Below are 18275 nucleotides of genomic sequence, written 5' to 3' on the forward strand. Positions count from 1 at the left end.
CGCGCCGGAGTCGATGTGCGACAGCCCCGGGGGCGGACTCGAAGGACGCGGCGCGCCCCTCGAGCTCGCGGGGCGAGCGAATCGCTCAGCCGCCGCGCCGCGCCTTGAACCACTCGAAGGTCCGCGCGAGGCCGTCCGCGAGCGGCACCTCGGGGCGCCAGCCGATGGCGCGCGCCGCGGCCGCCGGCGAGATGCACGAGCGCTTCTGCTCGCCCAGGCGGGCCGGCCCGTACTCCGGTGGTCTCGACGTGCCCGCCGCGCGGGCCAGGTGATCGTAGAGCGCGTTCACGTCGGTCTCGACGCCGGTGCCGACGTTGATCGGGCCGTCGAACCGCTTCTCCGCGGCGAGCAGGTTCGCCCGGGCCACGTCGCCGACGAAGACGTAGTCGCGCGTCTGCTTCCCGTCCCCGTAGATCGTGCAGTCGCGACCCTCGAGCAGCCGGCCGCAGAAGATCGCCACGACCCCGGCCTCACCGTGCGGATCCTGCCGCGGCCCGTAGACGTTCGCGTACCGCAGCGCGGTGAACGGGATCCCGAAGTTGGCGCGGTACACGCCGAGGTAGATCTCGCTCGCCGCCTTCGCCGCGCCGTAGTGCGACACGGGACGTTGCGGGTGCTCCTCCGGCGTCGGGATCACGTCGGTGTCGCCGTAGGTGGCGCCGCCGGAGGACGCGAACACGACGTGCTCGACCGATCGCGCCTCCACCGCGGCCTGCATCACGTTGAGGAGCCCGCCGACGTTCACGTCGGCGTCGAACCGCGGATCGGCCATGGACCGGCGGACGTCGATCTGCGCCGCCTGGTGGCAGATCACCTGCGGCCGCTCCTTCTTCACCGCCTCGATCGCGGCGGCGCTGCGCACGTCGACCGGATAGAACCGCGCGCCCGCCGGCACGTTCTCGCGCTTCCCGGTCGAGAGGTCGTCCAGGATCGCGACCTCCCAGCCCGCGTCGAGGAACCGATCGGCGATCGTGGAGCCGATGAAGCCTGCGCCGCCCGTGATCAGGATCCGCCTCGCCATCTGTCTCTCCCCGGCGCGCCGCGCGCGCCCCCGCGGCGGCTCACGCCGCCGCCGCTTCTCCCGGAGCTGCCGCTCGCGCGGAGGCGCTCAGACCTGCTGCTCGAACCATGCGATCGTGCGGCGCATCCCCTCGTCGAAGCCGACCTTCGGCTCCCAGCCGAGGAGCTCCTTCGCGCGCGTGATGTCCGGCCGCCGCACCCGCGGATCGTCCTGCGGAAGCGGCCTCGACACGATCGGCACGTCCGAGCCGACGAGCCGCTGCACCGCCTTCGCGAACTCCAGGATGGTGAGCTCGTGCGGATTCCCGATGTTGACCGGGTCCTCGTACGAGGAGTGCAGCAGGCGCCACATGCCCTCGACGTTGTCGTCGACGTAGCAGAAGCTCCGCGTCTGCGAGCCGTCGCCGAACATCGTGATGGGCTCGCCTCGCAGCGCCTGGGCGACGAAGGTGGGCACCACCCGACCGTCGTCGAGCCGCATCCGGGGCCCGTAGGTGTTGAAGATCCGGGCGATGCGGACCTGCACCTTCTCGTAGCGCCGGTAAGCCACCGTGATCGCCTCGGCGAACCGCTTCGCCTCGTCGTAGACCGCGCGGGGACCGATGGGGTTCACGTTCCCCCAGTAGGTCTCCCGCTGCGGGTGCTCGAGGGGATCGCCGTAGACCTCCGACGTCGAGGACAGGAGGAACACCGCGCCGGTCCGCTTCGCCAGCTTGAGCGCGTTCTCGACGCCGATCGAGCCCACGTGGAGGGTCTCGAACGGATGCTCGAGGTAGTCGATGGGCGAAGCGGGCGACGCGAAGTCCAGGACCGCGTCGACGGTCCCCTGGATCGCGTCGAGGGAGCCGCAGACGTCGGCCTCGAGGAAGTCGAACCGCGTCTCGCGAGAGAGGTGCTCGATGTTCCGGAGCGTTCCCGTGATGAGGTTGTCCACCCCGGTGACGCGCCAGCCCTCGGCGAGGAAACGGTCCACGAGGTGACTGCCGATGAAACCTGCCGCGCCGAGGATGACGGCTCTCTTCTCGCTCATGTCGCTCCGGTCCGGAATGTAGCTACTTCTTGCCGCTCACGTCTTCGAGCGTGAGCTGGCCGGGAAGGGCGCCGCGGTACTTGTCGAGGACGAGATCGATGCCCTGCCGGATGTACTCGGCGACCGGGACCTTCGTGCGCTCGTGCAGGATCTTGAGCCGCTCGTTCTGCTCGGGCGTGATGTAGACGGTCGTCGAGATCTTCTTGCGGGCCATGAGCGTCCCGGCGGTTCGGTAGATCGCCTCCGGAAGCTATGTGACGACTGATATAGTGTCAAATACCGCCACGCGCCCGCGGTTGAGCCCGTTCGGAGCGCGCGGCTAGAATCCCGCTCCCGTCCCGGAGGGTCCCCACGCATGCGCCGTCTGCTCGCCGTCACCGCCGGTCTTCTCGCCCTCTCCTGTGCCGGGCGGACGAAGGCGCCCGCGGTCAGCTCCGCCACCGCTCCGGCCGAGGCGCCTCGCGCCCCCATCCCGGGGATGGAGCACAAGCCGGGCGAGATCGTCGCGGAGTACGACCTGAACCGGGACGGCCGCCCGGACGTCTGGAAGTACGTGACGAAGGACGCGGACGGGAAGGAGGTCCTCCTCCGGAAGGAGAAGGACCTGAACGGCGACGGCCGGATCGACACATGGGAGGCGTACGGCGCCGACGGCGCGCTCACGCTCGTGGTGTACGACCTCGACTTCGACGGCAAGCCGGACGTGACGCTGACGTACGAGAAGGGCCAGCTGGTGAAGAAGGAGTACGCGCTCGGCTTCGACGGCGCGTCGCGCAGCTCGAGCTTCTTCGAGAAGGGCAAGCTGGTCCGCAAGGAGCGCGACACGAACGGCGACGGCAAGGTCGACTACTGGGAGTACTGGGAGAACGGCGAGATCGACCGCATCGGCGTCGACCTCGACGGCGACGGCCAGGTCGATCGCTGGGAGACGCGGAAGGCCGTCGAGGGGGGCGAGACGACCGCCGCTCAGAAGTAGGCGGCGAGCGCGGCCGTCAGATCGAGCCGCGCGCCCGGGCCGGCGGGCGCGCGGCGCACCGCCGCCGCGAGCGCCACCGAGAGATCCCGCGCGTAGAACCACTCGAGCGCACCCCCGCCGCCGAGCGCGAGGCGATTCGCCCCGCCCGGCCCACGGCCGCGCGTCCACCCAGCCTCGACGAGGAGCTGCGGGCGGAGCGGGCCAGGCGCCAGCGACCACCGGAGCGCCGCCGTGCCCGCCATCCAGCCGGCCGCCGGGCGGCCGGAGGTCCGCGGCGCGGTCCCGAGCGCGAGCCGGAGCACGAGGTCGAGGTCGCCGTCGAGCCAGAGCGCGGCGGCCACCGCCGCAGGTGCGTGAGCGCCGGGGCCGGACCCGAGCGGCGTGGAGGCGCCCGATTCCAGGGCGATCATCCGCGTGGAGAGCTGCGCGCGCGCCGGCGCGGCGGCGAGGGCGAGGAGCGCGGCGGAGAGGAGCAGGAGCGTTCGCATGCGGCACGTCCGTAGCAACCCGCGTGCGCATGACCTTCCCCGATCCCCTGCGTCGTGCCGCGCCCTACCTGTCGCTCCTCTGGCTCGCCCTCCCCTTCGCAGCCCTCCTCGCCTGCGCCGTGCGCCACGCGGTGCCTCCGCGCGCCGCCGAGGAGGTCCGCCGCGGCTACGGGCACCTGGCGTCCGGCGACGCGGAGCGCGCCGAGATCGCGTTCGCGCACGCGCTCGCGTTCGACCCCGATCTTCCGGAGGCCGAGAACGGGCTCGGCATCGTGTGGCGAACCCGGGGCGACCTCGACCGGGCGCGCCGGCGCTTCGAGCGCGCCGTCCGCCTCCGCCCCGACTTCGCCGAGGCGCACGCGAACCTGGGCGAGCTGCTGCTCTCCGAGGACCGGTTCGCCGACGCGGAGGGCGCGCTCCGCGCCGCGCTCCGGATCGATCCGGACCTCGCCGACGCGCGCCTCAACCTCGCGCGGGCGCTGCTCCGGCGCGGTCTCGTCCCAGGAGCGGATCGCGCGTCGTCGTTCGCGGCGGCGCGCACCGAGTACCTCCACCTGCTCGAGGCGACGCCCGACAGCGCCGCGGCGAACCACGACCTCGGGTTCATGGACTACGTGGAGGGACGGTTCGAGCGGGCGGAGGCGAGCTACCGGCGCGCGACGGAGCTCGCGCCCGGGTCGCAGGAGGCGCAGCACGGGCGGTGCATCGCGCTGGTCCGGCTCGGGCGGTGCGCGGAGGCGGCGAAGGTGTGCGAGCGCTGCCTCGAGCTCGCGCCGGGCGCCGACCGCTGCCGCACCAGCCTCGCCGGCGCGCTGGCGTGCGCCGGCGAGTGACCCCGAGAACGAAGACGGCCGGCGCCCCGAGGGGCGCCGGCCGCCGAAACGACCATCGAGAGAAGGCTAGGCCTTCGCCGCGACGAGCTTCTTGCCGTACTCGAAGCCGCGATCGAACGCCTTCATGTTGAGGTCGATCGTGGCCGGCGGGACCGAGTCCTTCACGGCCTCGCGGGCGGCGTTCTCGCTGACGAGCCCCGTGACGGCGGTGAAGAACCCGACCATCACGATGTTCAGCACCATCTTCCGCCCGAGCTCCTCCGCGATGCGGGTCGCCGGGACGGCGAACACCTTCACGCCCTTCGGGAGGTTCGTGGGCTTCACGAGGTCCTCCTCGATGAGGAGCATGCCGTCCGGGCGCAGCTCCGGCGCGAACTTGGCGAACGCGTCCTGAGAGAGCGTCACCATGATGTGCGGGTTGTGGACGTACGGGTAGAGGATCGGCTCCTTGTCCACGACCACCTGCGCGCTGCAAGCGGAGCCGCGCGCCTCGGGGCCGAACGCCTGCGTGAGGCAGGAGAACTTCTCGTCGAAGAGCGCGGCGGCCTTCCCGACGATGATGCCGCCGAGGATGACGCCCTGCCCGCCCAGCCCGCCGAACTTGATCTCAGTGGGACCCATGTTCGTGTCCTCTCTCGCTCAGGACCACGCCGGCTTCTTGCCCGGCGATTCGTAGGGGACGTACTTGGAGCCGAGCGCCTGCTTCATCTGCGTCTCCATCGCCTGCTCGAGCGTCGGCCGCTCGCGATCGACGAACTTCCCGACCGTGATCTCCTTGCGGTAGTCGAGGAAGACCTCGCGCGTGTCGGCGCCGTTCTTGATGACGCTCTTCTCCTGGTAGAACTTCATCTCGTCGAGGCCGTCGCCGAGCTTGTTCCGGCGCAGGTACAGCGTCGGGCACGGGGCGAGGATCTCGATGAACCGGAAGCCCTTCTTGTTGAGGGCCTCGCCCATCGACTTCGCGAGCTGGCGGACGTGGTACGCGGTCCAGCGGGCCACGTAGACCGCGCCCGACGAGTCGGCGAGCATCGGGAGGTTGAACGTCTCCTCGTAGGCGCCGTACGGCGTCGTCGAGGCGATCGCCGGCCGGAACGTGGTCGGCGTCACCTGCCCGCCCGTCATGCCGTACGTGAAGTTGTTCACGCAGACCACGAGCATGTCGGCGTTGCGGCGCGCCGCGTGGATCAGGTGGTTGCCGCCGATCGCCGTGAGGTCGCCGTCACCGGAGTAGACGATGACCTTCAGGTCGGGGTTCGCGAGCTGGAGCCCGGTCGCGAACGGGATCGCGCGGCCGTGCGTGGTGTGGAACGAGTCGAGCTTGAGGTAGCCCGCCACGCGGCCGGTGCACCCGATGCCGGAGACGATCGCGACCTTGTCGAGATCGAAGCCGGAGGCGTCGAGCGCGCGCGTGAAGCAGTTCACCGTCGTGCCGATGCCGCAGCCCGGGCACCAGATCGACGGCATGCGCTCGGTGCGCAGGTACTTGTTGACGGGGTTCTCCTTGACCGGCGCGCTCATCGAACCGCTCCCAGGATGGCGTTGAGGATGACGTCGGGGTTGTGGACCGTGCCGCCGACGTGCGGGACGAGGACGGTCTTGGTCTTCCCGCCGACCACGCGCTCCACCTCGAGCGCCATCTGGCCGAGGTTCAGCTCCGGGACGACGAAGGCCTTCACCTTGGGGGCGAGCGCCTTGATCTGCTTCTCCGGGAACGGCCAGGCGGTGATGAGCCGGAACGAGCCGACCTTCACGCCCTTCTCCCGGGCGGCCTGGATCGCCTTCTCGGCGACGCGGGAGGTGATGCCGTAGGAGACGACCACCACCTCGGCGTCGGCCAGGTTCTTCTCCTCCCACCGGACGATCTTGTCGACGTTCTTCAGGATCTTGTCGAACATCCGGTTCTGCATCTTCTCGTGCATCGGCACCGTCATCATCGGGTAGCCGCGCTCGTCGTGCGTGAGGCCGGTGACGTGGATCCGGTAGCCGTCGCCCGCCTTCACCATCTCCGGCACGAGGCTGCCGGCCGGCGCGTCGAAGAGCTTGAACCCCTCGCCCGGCTTCTTCTTCGTGTACCGCCGGGGCGTGACCTCGAGCTTGTCGTCGGACGGGATGACCACCTTCTCGGTCATGTGCCCGACCACCTCGTCGAGCATCACGAGCACCGGGACGCGGTACTCCTCGGCGAGGTTGAACGCCTCGAAGGTGAGGTCGAAGCACTCCTGCGGCGAGTTCGGGCAGAGCGCGATGAGCCGGTAGTCGCCGTGCGAGCCGAACCGGGCCTGCATCATGTCGCCCTGGGCCGGCTGCGTCGGGAGGCCGGTCGACGGGCCCGCGCGCTGCACGTTGATGTACACGCAGGGCGTCTCGGTGATGGCGGCGTAGCCGATGTGCTCCATCATCAGCGAGAAGCCGGGGCCGGACGTGACGGTCAGCGCCTTCGCGCCGCCCCAGACGCCGCCGAGCAGCGCGATGGACGCGGCGAGCTCGTCCTCGAACTGCTGGAACCGGCCGCCCACGTGCGGGAAGCGCTGCGAGAGCCGCTCGACCACCTCGGTCGACGGCGTGATCGGATAACCGGAGGCGAACCGGCAGCCGGCGGCGATGGCGCCCTCGCTGCAGGCGTGGTCGCCGTCCAGGTAGTGACTGCCAGTGAGGGTACCGCTGGAATTGGCGTTGGACATGAGTGCGTGCTCCTAGGCCGCCTGCTCGAGCTTCTCGCGGTAGCCGTAGATCGAGAAGTCGGGGCAGAAGAGGCCGCACATGTCGCAGCCGTTGCACAGCTCCGGCTTCGCAAGGTACGGCGGGTGATAGCCCTTGGCGTTGTATTCCTTCTCGAGCTCGAGCGCGCCGAGCGGGCAAAACTCGACGCAGAACGCGCAACCCTTGCAACTCTCGCGATTGATCACCACGACGCCCTGGAACTTCTTGTCCTTCTTGGGCGCGGGCGTTGACGTCGTCGTCATTATGGCTCCCCGGAGTCCGCCCGCCATGGGCGGTCCCGCAGCAAGGGTGCCTGACTACTACACGCGGGGCCTGCGCCGCTTGGACCGCGATCAATCATGTGCTTTTTTGTGTCGGCGTGATTGCCGACGCAGATACTCCATGATTGGTCGACCCGAGCGCTCGACGATTCGTCGACGCGAGCGCTCGACGGTTCACGGAGAGCACGGGCTCCCCCGGCTCGGATCGCCCGTCCAGCACTGAAAACGAAGAGGCCCTCCCCCCGGACCGGGGAGAGGGCCTCGTTCATTGCGGGACCGGCGCGGTCCTACTTGATCGTCCAGGTATCGGCGCCGGCGAGCAGCTTCTCGAGGCTCGAGGCCTTCTTCGCCTTGGTCTGATCGATGATCTGCCAGGTCAGCTCCTCGCCCGTGGGCTTCCGCACGTCGCGGAAGACACCGATGGGCGTCGGGAAGCCGGCGCGGTTCGACAGGTTCGCGAGCATGAACGCGACGGTCGGATCCTCGCGCTTCGCGTCGTGCACGAGGATGTCCTTCTCGGTCACGCCGTTCTCGCCGATGGTGACGACCTCGAGCTCCGCCGACTGCGCGTTGAAGCGGATGCCCTTCTTCCCGTCCTTCCCGAAGAGGAGCGGCTTGCCCTGCTCCATCCGGAGGAGCGCGTCGGCCTTGACCGCCTTCTCCGTGAGGAACGTGTAGGCGCCGTCGTTGAACACCGGGCAGTTCTGGAAGACCTCCACGAACGTGCTGCCCTTGTGCTCCGCGGCCGCCTTGATCACGCCGCCCATGTGGATGCCCTCGACGTCGATCGTCCGGGCGACGAAGGTCGCGCCGGCGCCGAGCGCGAGCGCGGGCGGGTTGAACGGGTAGTCAGGGGAACCCTGCGGCGTCGACTTGGTCTTCTTGCCGAGCTCGGAGGTCGGCGAGACCTGGCCCTTCGTCAGGCCGTAGATGCGGTTGTTGAACATCAGCATCTTGAGGTCGAGGTTGCGCCGCATCGCATGGATGAAGTGGTTGCCGCCGATGGCGAGCGCGTCGCCGTCACCGGTGATGATCCACACCTGCAGCTCGGGCCGGGAGACCTTGAGGCCCGACGCGAAGGACGGCGCGCGGCCGTGCAGCGTGTGCATCCCGTAGTTGTTCATGTAGTACGGGAAGCGGGAGCTGCAGCCGATGCCGGAGATGAAGACGATGTTCTCGCGCTTCACGCCGACCGCGGGCAGCGTCTTCTGGACCTGGTTGATGATCGAGTAGTCGCCGCAGCCGGGGCACCAGCGGGGATCGACGCCCGACTCGAAGTCCTTCTTCGTGTAGACCGGGAGGGCGGTGTTGGTCGTCTGACCGTTCGTCGTGCTCATGTTCGTTCTCGTCCTTTCCGGGTCGACCTACAGGGCCTCGACGACCTTGCCGACGAGCTCCGCGATCTTGATGGGCTTGCCGTTGATCCGGTTGTACTGGAGGGGGTTCACGCCGGGGAACATGCCGCGCAGGTAGAACGCGAGCTGTCCGTCGTTCACCTCGGGCACCAGGACCTTCTTGAACCCCTTCAGCACGTCGCCGAGGTTCTTCGGCAGCGGGTTGATCCACCGGAGGTGCACGTGGGAGACCTTCTTCCCCTGCGCCTGGAGCTCCTCGGCGGCGCCGCGCACGGAGCCGAAGGTGCCTCCCCAGGAGACGAGGAGCAGGTCGCCGGTCTTCGCCCCGAACACCTCGACGTCCGGCACGTCCTCCACGACGTTGCGGATCTTCTGGGCGCGGGTCTTGACCATCTTCTCGTGGTTCATGCCGTCGTACGACACCATGCCCGAGAGCGAGTCCTTCTCGAGGCCACCGACGCGGTGCTCGAGCCCCGGCGTGCCCGGAATGGCCCAGGGCCGGACCAGCTTGGCGTCGCGGAGGTACGGCATGTACTGGGTCGCGTTCGCGTAGTTGAGCTCGGTCTGGTACTTCACCTCGAGTTTCGGCAGCTCGGACGGCGCCGGGATCTTGAACGGCTCGGAGCCGTTGCCGAGGTAGCCGTCCGTGAGCAGCAGGACCGGCGTCATCCACTTGTAGGCGATCTTCATCGCCTCGATCGCGGACCAGAAGCAGTCCGCCGGGCTCTGCGCCGCGATGATCGGCATCGGCGCCTCGCCGTGGCGGCCGAAGAGCGCCATGAGGAGGTCCGCCTGCTCCGTCTTGGTCGGCATGCCCGTCGACGGGCCGCCGCGCTGCACGTTCACGATGACGAGGGGCAGCTCGGTGATGACCGCGAGGCCCATCATCTCCGACTTGAGCGCGAGGCCCGGGCCGGAGGTGGAGGTGCAGGCGAGCGCGCCGCCGAAGGCCGCGCCGATCGCGGAGCCGACGCCGGCGATCTCGTCCTCCGCCTGGTACGTGACGACGCCGTGCTCCTTGAAGTTCGCCATCTCCTGGAGGATCTCGGTCGCCGGAGTGATCGGGTAGCTGCCGAGGAAGACCTGGCGGCCGGTGAGCCGGGCGACGGTCGCGAAGCCGAGGGCGGTCGCGAAGTTGCCGGTCACGTTCCGGTAGGTGCCGGGGGCGAGCTTCGAGGGCGGCACGTGGTACCGCTGGAAGAAGAGCTCGGAGGTCTCGCCGAAGGCGTAGCCCGCCTTGAAGACCTTCTGGTTCGGCTCGACGAACTCGGGCTTCTTCACGAACTTCTGCGCGATGGCCTCGAGCTGCTGCTCCATCGGCCGGCTGTAGAGCCAGTACAGGAGCCCGAGCGCGAAGTAGTTCCGGCAGCGGCCGACCTCCTTCGACGACAGGCCCGAGCCGTCGAGGGCGGACTCGGTGAGCTTCGTCATGTCGACGAGGAACACCTTGAAGTTCGCCTTGAGCGTCGCGTCCTCGAGCGGGTTCGTCTTGTAGCCCGCCTTCTCGAGGTTCGAGGCGGTGAACGCGCCGGCGTTCACGATCAGCATGCCGCCCTGGCGCAGGTCGGCGAGGTTCGTCTTGAGCGCCGCAGGGTTCATCGCGACGAGCACGTCCGGCGCGTCGCCGGGCGTGTGGATCTCCCGCGAGCCGAAGTTCACCTGGTAGCCGGAGACGCCGGCCAGCGAGCCCGCGGGGGCGCGAATCTCGGCCGGGTAGTCCGGGAAGGTCGCGAGGTCGTTGCCGGCGAGCGCGCTCGCCTTCGTGAACTCGGTGCCCGTCAGCTGCATGCCGTCGCCGGAGTCGCCGACGAAGCGGATGGTGACGGTATCGACCTGCTGGACCTTGTTCTTGGTCGCGGAAACTTGCGTGGACATGTCGCCCTTCGTCTCCTTCGAGAGTGCGCAGCGCTGAACGACCGCAGGCCTGGAGCGAACTCGCCCCTCGGCGAGTCGCTGGCCTGAAAGCTCGGATCGAGGCCTGCTGGTATGCCCGGTCCCTACCTGGAAGTCAATGGACCGTGGTGCGTCAAGAGCCGGAAAGCACTGAGGAATGTAGACCCGCCTTGTCCCGAATCAGGTCCGGAATGGGGCGGGTTTCCCCAGACCTCGGCGCTTGCAAGAACGCGCGGACGAGTGGCGATATGCCGCGATCCGTTGGGGATCCGCGAGGTTGTCCCAGATCAGGCGCTGACGGAGATCAGGCCGGCGGGAACATCTTCCCGGGGTTCAGGATGCCGAGCGGATCGAAGACGGCCTTGAGGCGCCGCTCGAGCGCGACGACCTCCGCACCCTGCTCGTACTCGAGGAAGTCGCGCTTCGCGAGCCCGACCCCGTGCTCGCCAGTGATCGTGCCGCCGAGGTCGACGGCGATCCGGAGGATCTCGCCGACGGCCTCGTCCACCCGCGGCCGCTCCTCGGCGCGGTCGAAGAGCACGTTGCAGTGGAGGTTCCCGTCGCCGGCGTGCCCGTAGGTCGCCACGACGAGCCCGAGCCGGGCCCCGACCGCCTTCGCCCGCTCGACCATCTCCGGGATCCTCGACCGCGGCACCGCGATATCCTCGGAGAGCTTCATCGGGTGGAGCGCCTTCAGGTTCACCGACAGGTACCGGCGCGTCTCCCAGATGTCCCGGCGCTGGGACTCGTTCTGCGCGACGATCACCTCGCCCTGCGCGTCCTCCTGCACGACCTCCGCGAGGCGGACGATCTCGCCGAACGTGCCCTCCTCGTCGTTGCCGTCGGTCTCGACGAGCAGCGCCGCACCGGCGCCGGCGGGGAACTTGTAGGGCGAGGTCTTCGCGGCCGCCGCGAGCGAGATGTCGTCGAGGAGCTCGAGGCAGCGCGGGAGGATCCCGGCGGTGAGCACCTTCGTCACCGCGCGCGCCGCCGCGGCGACGGACCCGAACACCACGAGCGCCGTCGACACGTGGCGGGGCCGCGGCAGGAGCTTCAGCGTGATCTCGGTCACGACGGCCAGCGTCCCCTCGCTGCCGACGAGCAGCGCGGTGAGGTCGTAGCCCGCGACGCCCTTGATGCTCCGCTTCCCGACCCGCACGATCTCGCCGGTCGGGATGACCGCGGTGAGCCCGAGGACGTATTCGCGGGTGACCCCGTACTTGAGCGCGCGCGGACCGCCGGCGTTCTCGGCGACGTTGCCGCCGAGCGTGCACATCTCGAGGGAGTTCGGGTCCGGCGGGTAGAAGAGCCCGTGCTTCTCGACCTCCGCCTGGAGGACGCCGGTGACGACGCCGGGCTGGACGCGGGCGACCAGGTCCTCCGGCGAGATCTCGAGGATCCGGTTCATCCGCTCCAGCGAGACGGCGATGCCGCCCGAGAGCGCGAGGACGCCGCCCGACTTGCCGCTCCGCGCCGCGACCGGGATCACCGGGACGCGGTGCCGGCTCGCGACGGCGAAGATCGTCCGGACCTCCTCGGCGCTCTCCACCGCCACCGCCAAGTCCGGCGGGAAGGTCCCGAGGTCGGACTCGTCGCGGCCGTACGCCTCGAGCTTCTCGCGGTCGAGCGTCAGGCGCTCCCGCGGGAAGGCCGCCTCGAGCTCCGCGATCGCGGCCCGGATCGGCGCGGTCATCCGAACACCTCCACGTTCGAGCCGGTCATCGCGTCCGGCGCGTCGAGGGCGGCGAACACGATCACCTTCGCCACGTCCTCCGCCGTCATGAGCGGCTCGAACGGCGTCTGGGCGAGCATCTCGGTGTCCACGCTCCCGGGCGAGACGGAGAGGCACGACACGCCGTCGCCGCGCAGCTCCTCGGCGAGGCACTTCGTGAGCCCGATGAGCCCCCACTTCGAGGCGTTGTAGGCGCTCGCCTCGGGCGTGCCGAGCGTACCGGAGATCGACGCGACGTTCACGATCCTCCCGCGCCGGCGCGCCCTCATCCCCGGGATCACCGCCCGCGCGCAGAGGAACGGGCCGACGAGGTTCACGTCGAGGACGGCGCGGAAGGTCGCCGGCGAGATGGCCTCGACGCGGCCGCGCGCCAGGATCCCCGCCCCGTTCACGAGGACGTCCACCGGGCCGAGCTCCCGCTCGTGCGCCATCACCACGCGTGCGACGTCCTCCTCGCGGGAGACGTCGCCGGCCACGGCGAGCACCGCCCCACCCTCGCGGACGACACGCTCGAGCTGCACGGCGGTGCGGGCGCAGACCGTCACGGAGACGCCGCGGGCCGTGAGCGCGCGAGCGACCGCCGCGCCGATGCCCCGTCCGCCGCCCGTGACGATGGCGGTCCGCGCCGCGCTCACCGGCCGCGCCTCCGCGGCACCGCGGACCCGGCGCGCCGGCCCGACGCGGCGGGGACCCGCCCTTCGCCCGCGCGCCGGGGCTCCGCCCGGGCGCCACGCTCGGGGTGAACGGAGCGCGGCGCGCGCACGATCGCGGCCTCGAACCGGCGCCGCACGCTGCCGTCCCGGGCGAGCACGCCCGCGAACGCCTCGGCGTGAGCGCGCGCCCGGGGACGGCGCTCGCCCCGCACCGTCATGCAGAGCTGCTCGGCGTCGAGGACGCAGGCGGCGCCTCGCGCGCCCACGTGGTGCACGAGGGCGTCCGCGATGCCGCGGGCGAGGTCCTCCTCGAGCACGAGGCGATGCGCCAGGCAGTCCACGAGCCGGACGATCTGACCGAACCCGACCACGCGTCCGCCCGGGACGTACGCGACGTGCGCGACGCCACGCGAGGGCAGCAGGTGGTGCGGGCACACCGAGTGGAAGTCGATCCCGGTGACCGCGACGAGATCCCGGCTCGCGCTCGGGATCGTCTCCGCGAGGATCTCCGCCGGGGCGTGTCGGTATCCGTCGACCAGGTCCTCGAGCCACGCCTCCGCCACGCGGCGGGGCGTGTCCGCGAGATCGTCGGCGCCGCGCACGGCGGCCGGAAGGCCGAGCGCGTCGAGGAAGCGGGACACCGCCTCGGCCGCGGCGGACGGCGCGGGAGGGGTCGGCGCGGCGCGAGGGCGCGCGGGGCGGAGCGCGCGGATCCTAGCGGCCACCCGGCCCCCGGTAGGTCACGCAGGAGTCGGGGATCTCGTACAGGCGGACCTCGCACAGCCCCGGCACGTGCGGCTGGAGCACCTCCCAGATCCAGCGCGCGATGTTCTCGGCCGTCGGGTTCTCGAGGACGTCGTTCAGCGTCCGGTGATCGACGCGCGCGAGCACGTGCTCCAGGACGATCCGCTTCACCTCGCCGAAGTCCGCGATCATCCCCGTGGCGGGATCGACGTCCCCCTCCAGCGCGACGAAGAACTTGTAGTTGTGGCCGTGCATGCGGAAGCACGGACCGTCGTATCGCGGGAGCCGGTGGGCGGCCGCGAAGTAGAACTCGACGTCGAGCCGCATGCGCCGGCGATCCGTGTAATCGATGGCCGCCATGCGGCCTTTATAGCTCTACCGAGACGTCGCCGCCCTCGGCGTGCACCAGCCGCGGAAAGGTCGACGAGACTTCCGAGCCGGGAGGCGCACACCGGCGCGGCGTCCCCGCCGACGCCTCGTCCGCGCTACGGGGCCGTCGCCTCTGCCGGCACGCAGCCCGTCGAGCAGTACGTGCGGCCCCCGGCGACGTGTCCCCGCCCCAGCACCTTCGTACCGCACGCGAAGCAGGCCGGTGCCGCCTGGACGACCGCACAGCCGAACGAGCAGAAGACGCTCTCGCGTCCGCGATACCGGAGCCCGACCGGGTTCGTTCCGAGGGATCCCCCGCAGCACTCGCACCGTTCCGTCGATGTCTCACGCATGGTCGTTACCCTGGAGAGGAAGCTAGGCCCTGCTTCGCCCCGGCGGGAGGGGCTGGGGGCACCCTTGGCGGGTCGGGAGCCAGGCAAGGATCCGATGTAACCGTTCGCTTTCGCCCCCGTCCCTGAGTAGGGGCCCATCGTGGACAACAATCGAACGCTGGTCGTGGACGCGGATCCCGAGCGCCGCGCCCGCCTGGAGCGGTTGCTCCGGGACGCCGGGCTTGAGGCCGTGGTGGCGAGCGACCTCGCGGACGCGCTCATCCAGGCGGCGCGGGCAGATGCGCGCGCCGGCCCGGGCGCGGAGCCGCGCCGTCCGACGCTCGCGGAGCTCGAGCGCAGGTACGCGCGAGAGATCCTCGACGCGCTCCACGGCAACAAGACGCGCGCGGCCGAGGTGCTGGGGATCGACCGGAAGACCCTGTACCGGCTCGTCGGACCGAGCACGAGCGAGGGGTCGACGCGCGGCCCCGGCGCGCGGATCGGGACGGTCTGAGCCGGCTGCTCGCCCTACCGCAGGGCGCAGGGCGAACGGGGCGCGACGCTCGGGGCTGACCGGATCCCGAGGCTCAGGACGAACGGCGTGACGACCTACTCGTCGCCGTCGTCGCCCTCGTCGTTGTCGTTGTCGTCCTCGACCTCAGGGCCGGTCGGCCCGCCGTTGAGGGCGTTCTTGAGGACCTGGCTGGGACGGAAGGTCAGCACGCGCCGCGCGCTGATCTCGATCTCCTCGCCGGTCTGCGGGTTCCGGCCAACGCGGGACTTCTTGTCCCGGACGATGAAGTTCCCGAAGCCGCTGATCTTGATCTTCTCGCCGCGCTCGAGGGTCTCCTTGATCGTGTCGAAGACCATCTCGACGATCTCAGCGGCCTCCTTCTTGGAGAAGCCAACCTTCTCGTAGACGCTCTCGATGATGTCGGCCTTGGTCACGTTCGCTCCCGTGGACGCGGCTAAGTGTCGATTTCGTTAGCTGATTTCCAGGGCGCTGTCAAACGGTCCGTCACCGCCCTGGCGCGCTTTCGCGCGGCTTGCCGCCCGCCGGCTTCCCGTCGATCTGGTCGAGCTCGGTCCGGGCACGCTCCCGGGCTGCGCGGGTGCGCTCCGCGGCCGCGTCGAGCGTCCGGGTCGCCTCCTCGCGTGAGGGGCCGGCGACGACGGGCTGTCCGGAGAGATCCCGCCCGATGCCGGCGGTGAGCGCGAGGACGAGCGCGCTCGCGCCGACCGCCAGGACCGAGAGCGCGAGGCCGGCCGCGGCGAACGGCCGCCGGACACCGCGCCGCAGCGCCCGGACCGACAGCACGACCGAGGCGAGCCCCACCACGAGCCCGAAGGGCGCGGCGAGGGGGTTCCAGCAGGCGAGGGCGGCCGCGAGGCCGAAGCCGAGCGCCGCGTACGCGAGCCGGCTCTCCCTCGCCATGCCTTAGCCTCGAAGCTCCGCCCCGACACCGGCGGCGAGCCGCTTCACGATGCGCGCGTGGGCGTCCTCCGCCTCCGCGTCGGTGAGGGTCCGGTCCGGCGCGCGGTAGCTGATCGCCAGCGCGAGGTTCTTCTTGCCCGCAGGCAGCGGCGCCCCCCTGTACACGTCGAAGAGGGTGACCGCCTCGACGAGCGGCTCCTGCCGGACGAGAGCCTCGACGCTCGCGGCGGTCACCGCCTCGTCGACGACGACCGCGAGATCGCGGAGCACGGCCGGCATGCGCGGGATGGGGCCGTAGCGCGGCACGAGCGTCGCGGCGCGGACGAGCGCGTCGAGGTGGAGCTCGAAGGCGAGCACGCCGCGCGGCAGGTCGAACGCCGCGGCGACGCGCGGGTGGAGCTCGCCCACGTCGCCGAGCAGGTCTTCGCCGAGCCTCACGGCGGCGGAGGTGCGCGGGTGCAGCCAGGATCCGCCGGGCGCGTCGAACCGGGCGCCGCCGAGCCCGAGCTCCTCGAGCAGCGCCACGACGGCGGCCTTCGCGTCGTAGAAGTCGACGGCGTCCCCCGGGGCCGCCCAGCCCACCGGCGAGCGGCGGCCGAGGAGGACGCCCGCGACGTGGAGCGACTCGGACGAGGGCGCGTCCTTCGGCTGCGGGTTCGGCCAGTAGCCCCGGGCGATCTCGTACAGGCGCAGGTCGTCGACGCGCTGGCGCCGGTTGTGCGCGGCGTTCCGGAGCAGCGACGGGACGAGGCTCGTCCGCATCACCGCGAGGTCCGCGGAGATCGGGTTCTTGAGGGCGATGCCCAGGGCGCGTCCGGAGCCGTCGCCGGTGTGGACGTGGTTGTCGAAGGGCTCGAGCTCGCGCGCCGCGACGAAGCTGAAGTTCACCGCCTCGCTGAAGCCGGAGCCCTCGAGCGCGGCGCGGCAGCGGGCGATCACCTGGGCGTCGACCGGCTCGGCGGGCGTCTCGACCGCGTTCGCCGGGAGCGTCTCGGGGATGGCGTCGTAACCCTTCGTCCGGACGATCTCCTCGACGAGATCCTCCTCGATGGACACGTCGACGCGCCAGCTCGGGACGCGGAACGTCGCGCCCTCGGCGTCGCTCCCCTTCTCCTCGAAGCCCAGGCCGACGAGGATCCGGCGCGCGTCCTCGCGCGCCACGTCCATCCCGAGCAGCTCGGTCGGGCGGCGCCACCGGAGACGCACCTCCGGCGCCTCGACGGCGCGGGGGTGCGCGTCGACGATCCCGGGGCGGACCGTGCCGCCCGCGAGCTCGGCGATGAGCGCCGCGCAGCGGTCCACCGCCGGGATGACCATCCCCGGATCCGCGCCGCGCTCGAACCGGTAGGACGCCTCGGTCTTGAGCCCTTGCCGGCGCGACGTCCGGCGGATCGTGGAGGGCTGGAACCAGGCGCTCTCGAGGAGCACCCGCGTCGTGCCCGCCGAGATCTCGGAGTCGCCGCCGCCCATCACGCCCGCGAGCGCGCTGCCGCGATCGCGGTCCGCGATGAGCAGATCGTCGGGCTCGAGCGCGCGTTCCTTGCCGTCGAGCGTCGTGAGCTTCTCGCCCGGGCGCGCCGTCCGGACCACGATCTCGCGGCCGGCCACCTTGTCGAGATCGAACGCGTGGAGCGGATGACCGAGCTCCAGCAGGACGTAGTTCGTCGCGTCCACGACGTTCGAGATGGACCGGACGCCGCACGCCTCGAGGCGGCGGGCGAGCCACGCCGGCGACGGGCCGATCTTCACCCCTTCGACGACGCGCGCCGCGTACCGGGCGCACTTGTCCGGCGCCTCGATCCGGACCTTCACGGCGTCGGACGCCGGGCCACCCTGCTCCGCGATCCGCGGCGCGGGCATGCGGACGCGCTGCCCGAGGATCGCCGCGACCTCGCGCGCGATCCCGACGTGGGACAGGCAGTCCGGCCGGTTCGGCGTGACGTTCACCTCGAGCAGCACGTCCTCGAGGCCGAGCGCCTGGGCGATGGGCGTGCCGGGCTTCACGTCCTTCGGGAGGATGAGGAGGCCGCTCGCATCCTCGGCGAGACCCAGCTCGCGCGCGGAGCAGAGCATGCCGAACGACTCGGTGCCCCGGAGCTTCGCCTTCTCGATCTTGGTGCCGCCGGGCAGGGTCGTGCCGACGGTCGCGAGCGGCACGACGTTCCCCACCGCGTAGTTCTTCGCGCCGCACACGACCTGGAGCGGCTCGGCGCCGCCCGCGTCGACGCGGGTGACGGACAGCTTCTCGGCGTTCGGGTGCTTCTCGGACGCGACGATGCGCGCGGCCACGACGCCGCCGAGCCCCTGCCCCGTCCGCTCGATCGCCTCCACCTCGAGACCGACCGCGGTGAGCTTGCGCGCGACCTCCTCGGGCGAAGGGAGGTCGACGTACTCCGAGAGCCACTTGAGCGAGATGCGCATGGCGCGGTGAGCC

At 70.9% G+C, this 18275-nt stretch carries 20 protein-coding genes; 3 read left to right on the top strand and 17 right to left on the bottom strand.

Going from position 1 to position 18275, the window contains the following annotated elements; all coding sequences use genetic code 11:
* Positions 1–85: 85 nt before the first annotated feature.
* From AMOR_RS29095 to AMOR_RS29105, 3 genes are all read right to left on the bottom strand, one after another.
* A complete protein-coding gene (locus tag AMOR_RS29095) occupies positions 86–1021 on the bottom strand; it encodes an NAD-dependent epimerase/dehydratase family protein (RefSeq protein WP_248357259.1) in 936 nt (311 codons plus the stop codon).
* Between the two features lie 87 nt (positions 1022–1108).
* Positions 1109–2050 (bottom strand): UDP-glucuronic acid decarboxylase family protein, encoded by a 942-nt coding sequence (locus tag AMOR_RS29100; protein WP_248357260.1) that lies wholly within the window; start codon positions 2048–2050, stop codon positions 1109–1111.
* A gap of 22 nt (positions 2051–2072) precedes the next feature.
* Positions 2073–2264: a ribbon-helix-helix domain-containing protein gene (locus AMOR_RS29105; protein WP_248357261.1), complete on the bottom strand. Its 192-nt coding sequence runs from the start codon at positions 2262–2264 to the stop codon at positions 2073–2075.
* 141 nt (positions 2265–2405) lie between these two features.
* Between AMOR_RS29105 and AMOR_RS29110 the strand changes: the two genes are divergently transcribed.
* A complete protein-coding gene (locus AMOR_RS29110; RefSeq protein WP_248357262.1) occupies positions 2406–3026 on the top strand; it encodes an FG-GAP repeat domain-containing protein in 621 nt (206 codons plus the stop codon).
* Here the strand turns inward: AMOR_RS29110 and AMOR_RS29115 are convergent.
* A complete protein-coding gene (locus AMOR_RS29115; protein WP_248357263.1) occupies positions 3017–3514 on the bottom strand; it encodes a hypothetical protein in 498 nt (165 codons plus the stop codon). The genes AMOR_RS29110 and AMOR_RS29115 overlap by 10 nt on opposite strands.
* A gap of 29 nt (positions 3515–3543) precedes the next feature.
* On the opposite strand from AMOR_RS29115, the gene AMOR_RS29120 reads away from it, so the two are divergent.
* Positions 3544–4347 (top strand): tetratricopeptide repeat protein, encoded by an 804-nt coding sequence (locus tag AMOR_RS29120; protein WP_248357264.1) that lies wholly within the window; start codon positions 3544–3546, stop codon positions 4345–4347.
* 66 nt (positions 4348–4413) lie between these two features.
* Here AMOR_RS29120 and AMOR_RS29125 read toward each other — a convergent pair whose 3' ends face one another.
* From AMOR_RS29125 to queD, 10 genes are all read right to left on the bottom strand, one after another.
* Positions 4414–4968, bottom strand: a complete 555-nt coding sequence (locus AMOR_RS29125) for a 2-oxoacid:acceptor oxidoreductase family protein (RefSeq protein WP_248357265.1) — start codon at positions 4966–4968, stop codon at positions 4414–4416.
* Positions 4969–4986: 18 nt separating this feature from the next.
* Complete coding sequence (locus AMOR_RS29130; RefSeq protein WP_248357266.1) at positions 4987–5865, bottom strand: 2-oxoacid:ferredoxin oxidoreductase subunit beta; 879 nt, start codon at positions 5863–5865, stop codon at positions 4987–4989.
* A complete protein-coding gene (locus AMOR_RS29135) occupies positions 5862–7028 on the bottom strand; it encodes a 2-oxoacid:acceptor oxidoreductase subunit alpha (protein ID WP_248357267.1) in 1167 nt (388 codons plus the stop codon). The genes AMOR_RS29130 and AMOR_RS29135 overlap by 4 nt, the downstream gene beginning before the upstream one ends.
* 12 nt (positions 7029–7040) lie before the next feature.
* Positions 7041–7310, bottom strand: coding sequence for a 4Fe-4S dicluster domain-containing protein (locus tag AMOR_RS29140; protein ID WP_248357268.1), 270 nt, complete (start codon positions 7308–7310; stop codon positions 7041–7043).
* A 305-nt stretch (positions 7311–7615) separates the two neighbouring features.
* Entirely contained in the window at positions 7616–8665 is a 1050-nt protein-coding gene (locus tag AMOR_RS29145; RefSeq protein WP_248357269.1) for a 2-oxoacid:ferredoxin oxidoreductase subunit beta, read from the bottom strand.
* Positions 8666–8692: 27 nt separating this feature from the next.
* Positions 8693–10558 carry a 2-oxoacid:acceptor oxidoreductase subunit alpha gene (locus AMOR_RS29150; protein WP_248357270.1) on the bottom strand — a complete coding sequence of 622 codons (1866 nt, stop codon included), beginning with the start codon at positions 10556–10558 and terminating at the stop codon, positions 8693–8695.
* A gap of 322 nt (positions 10559–10880) precedes the next feature.
* Positions 10881–12269 carry an FAD-binding oxidoreductase gene (locus AMOR_RS29155; RefSeq protein WP_248357271.1) on the bottom strand — a complete coding sequence of 463 codons (1389 nt, stop codon included), beginning with the start codon at positions 12267–12269 and terminating at the stop codon, positions 10881–10883.
* Complete coding sequence (locus AMOR_RS29160) at positions 12266–12943, bottom strand: SDR family NAD(P)-dependent oxidoreductase (RefSeq protein WP_248357272.1); 678 nt, start codon at positions 12941–12943, stop codon at positions 12266–12268. The genes AMOR_RS29155 and AMOR_RS29160 overlap by 4 nt, the downstream gene beginning before the upstream one ends.
* Positions 12940–13686: a GTP cyclohydrolase I gene (folE, locus tag AMOR_RS29165; protein WP_248357273.1), complete on the bottom strand. Its 747-nt coding sequence runs from the start codon at positions 13684–13686 to the stop codon at positions 12940–12942. Before folE ends, AMOR_RS29160 begins: the two co-directional genes overlap by 4 nt.
* Entirely contained in the window at positions 13676–14065 is a 390-nt protein-coding gene (gene queD / locus AMOR_RS29170) for a 6-carboxytetrahydropterin synthase QueD (RefSeq protein WP_248357274.1), read from the bottom strand. Before queD ends, folE begins: the two co-directional genes overlap by 11 nt.
* A 501-nt stretch (positions 14066–14566) precedes the next feature.
* Between queD and AMOR_RS29175 the strand changes: the two genes are divergently transcribed.
* The gene (locus AMOR_RS29175; RefSeq protein WP_248357275.1) at positions 14567–14920 is read left to right on the top strand and encodes a helix-turn-helix domain-containing protein; all 354 of its coding nucleotides are present in this window, start codon (positions 14567–14569) and stop codon (positions 14918–14920) included.
* A 95-nt stretch (positions 14921–15015) separates the two neighbouring features.
* Here the strand turns inward: AMOR_RS29175 and AMOR_RS29180 are convergent, their stop codons facing one another.
* The 3 genes from AMOR_RS29180 to pheT form a co-directional block, all read right to left on the bottom strand.
* Positions 15016–15354, bottom strand: a complete 339-nt coding sequence (locus AMOR_RS29180; RefSeq protein WP_248357276.1) for an integration host factor subunit alpha — start codon at positions 15352–15354, stop codon at positions 15016–15018.
* 70 nt (positions 15355–15424) lie between these two features.
* Positions 15425–15841 carry a hypothetical protein gene (locus tag AMOR_RS29185; protein WP_248357277.1) on the bottom strand — a complete coding sequence of 139 codons (417 nt, stop codon included), beginning with the start codon at positions 15839–15841 and terminating at the stop codon, positions 15425–15427.
* A gap of 3 nt (positions 15842–15844) precedes the next feature.
* Positions 15845–18262 carry a phenylalanine--tRNA ligase subunit beta gene (gene pheT / locus AMOR_RS29190; RefSeq protein WP_248357278.1) on the bottom strand — a complete coding sequence of 806 codons (2418 nt, stop codon included), beginning with the start codon at positions 18260–18262 and terminating at the stop codon, positions 15845–15847.
* Positions 18263–18275: the final 13 nt, after the last annotated feature.

This window comes from Anaeromyxobacter oryzae (genome assembly GCF_023169945.1).
Taxonomy (GTDB): domain Bacteria; phylum Myxococcota; class Myxococcia; order Myxococcales; family Anaeromyxobacteraceae; genus Anaeromyxobacter; species Anaeromyxobacter oryzae.

Excerpts from the sequence above, each read along its gene's own strand:
- AMOR_RS29095 (WP_248357259.1), bottom strand. The coding sequence starts at position 1,021 with ATGGCGAGGCGGATCCTGATCACGGGCGGCGCAGGCTTCATCGGCTCC.
- AMOR_RS29100 (WP_248357260.1), bottom strand. The coding sequence starts at position 2,050 with ATGAGCGAGAAGAGAGCCGTCATCCTCGGCGCGGCAGGTTTCATCGGC.
- AMOR_RS29105 (WP_248357261.1), bottom strand. The coding sequence starts at position 2,264 with ATGGCCCGCAAGAAGATCTCGACGACCGTCTACATCACGCCCGAGCAG.
- AMOR_RS29110 (WP_248357262.1), top strand. The coding sequence starts at position 2,406 with ATGCGCCGTCTGCTCGCCGTCACCGCCGGTCTTCTCGCCCTCTCCTGT.
- AMOR_RS29115 (WP_248357263.1), bottom strand. The coding sequence starts at position 3,514 with ATGCGAACGCTCCTGCTCCTCTCCGCCGCGCTCCTCGCCCTCGCCGCC.
- AMOR_RS29120 (WP_248357264.1), top strand. The coding sequence starts at position 3,544 with ATGACCTTCCCCGATCCCCTGCGTCGTGCCGCGCCCTACCTGTCGCTC.
- AMOR_RS29125 (WP_248357265.1), bottom strand. The coding sequence starts at position 4,968 with ATGGGTCCCACTGAGATCAAGTTCGGCGGGCTGGGCGGGCAGGGCGTC.
- AMOR_RS29130 (WP_248357266.1), bottom strand. The coding sequence starts at position 5,865 with ATGAGCGCGCCGGTCAAGGAGAACCCCGTCAACAAGTACCTGCGCACC.
- AMOR_RS29135 (WP_248357267.1), bottom strand. The coding sequence starts at position 7,028 with ATGTCCAACGCCAATTCCAGCGGTACCCTCACTGGCAGTCACTACCTG.
- AMOR_RS29140 (WP_248357268.1), bottom strand. The coding sequence starts at position 7,310 with ATGACGACGACGTCAACGCCCGCGCCCAAGAAGGACAAGAAGTTCCAG.
- AMOR_RS29145 (WP_248357269.1), bottom strand. The coding sequence starts at position 8,665 with ATGAGCACGACGAACGGTCAGACGACCAACACCGCCCTCCCGGTCTAC.
- AMOR_RS29150 (WP_248357270.1), bottom strand. The coding sequence starts at position 10,558 with ATGTCCACGCAAGTTTCCGCGACCAAGAACAAGGTCCAGCAGGTCGAT.
- AMOR_RS29155 (WP_248357271.1), bottom strand. The coding sequence starts at position 12,269 with ATGACCGCGCCGATCCGGGCCGCGATCGCGGAGCTCGAGGCGGCCTTC.
- queD (WP_248357274.1), bottom strand. The coding sequence starts at position 14,065 with ATGGCGGCCATCGATTACACGGATCGCCGGCGCATGCGGCTCGACGTC.
- AMOR_RS29185 (WP_248357277.1), bottom strand. The coding sequence starts at position 15,841 with ATGGCGAGGGAGAGCCGGCTCGCGTACGCGGCGCTCGGCTTCGGCCTC.
- pheT (WP_248357278.1), bottom strand. The coding sequence starts at position 18,262 with ATGCGCATCTCGCTCAAGTGGCTCTCGGAGTACGTCGACCTCCCTTCG.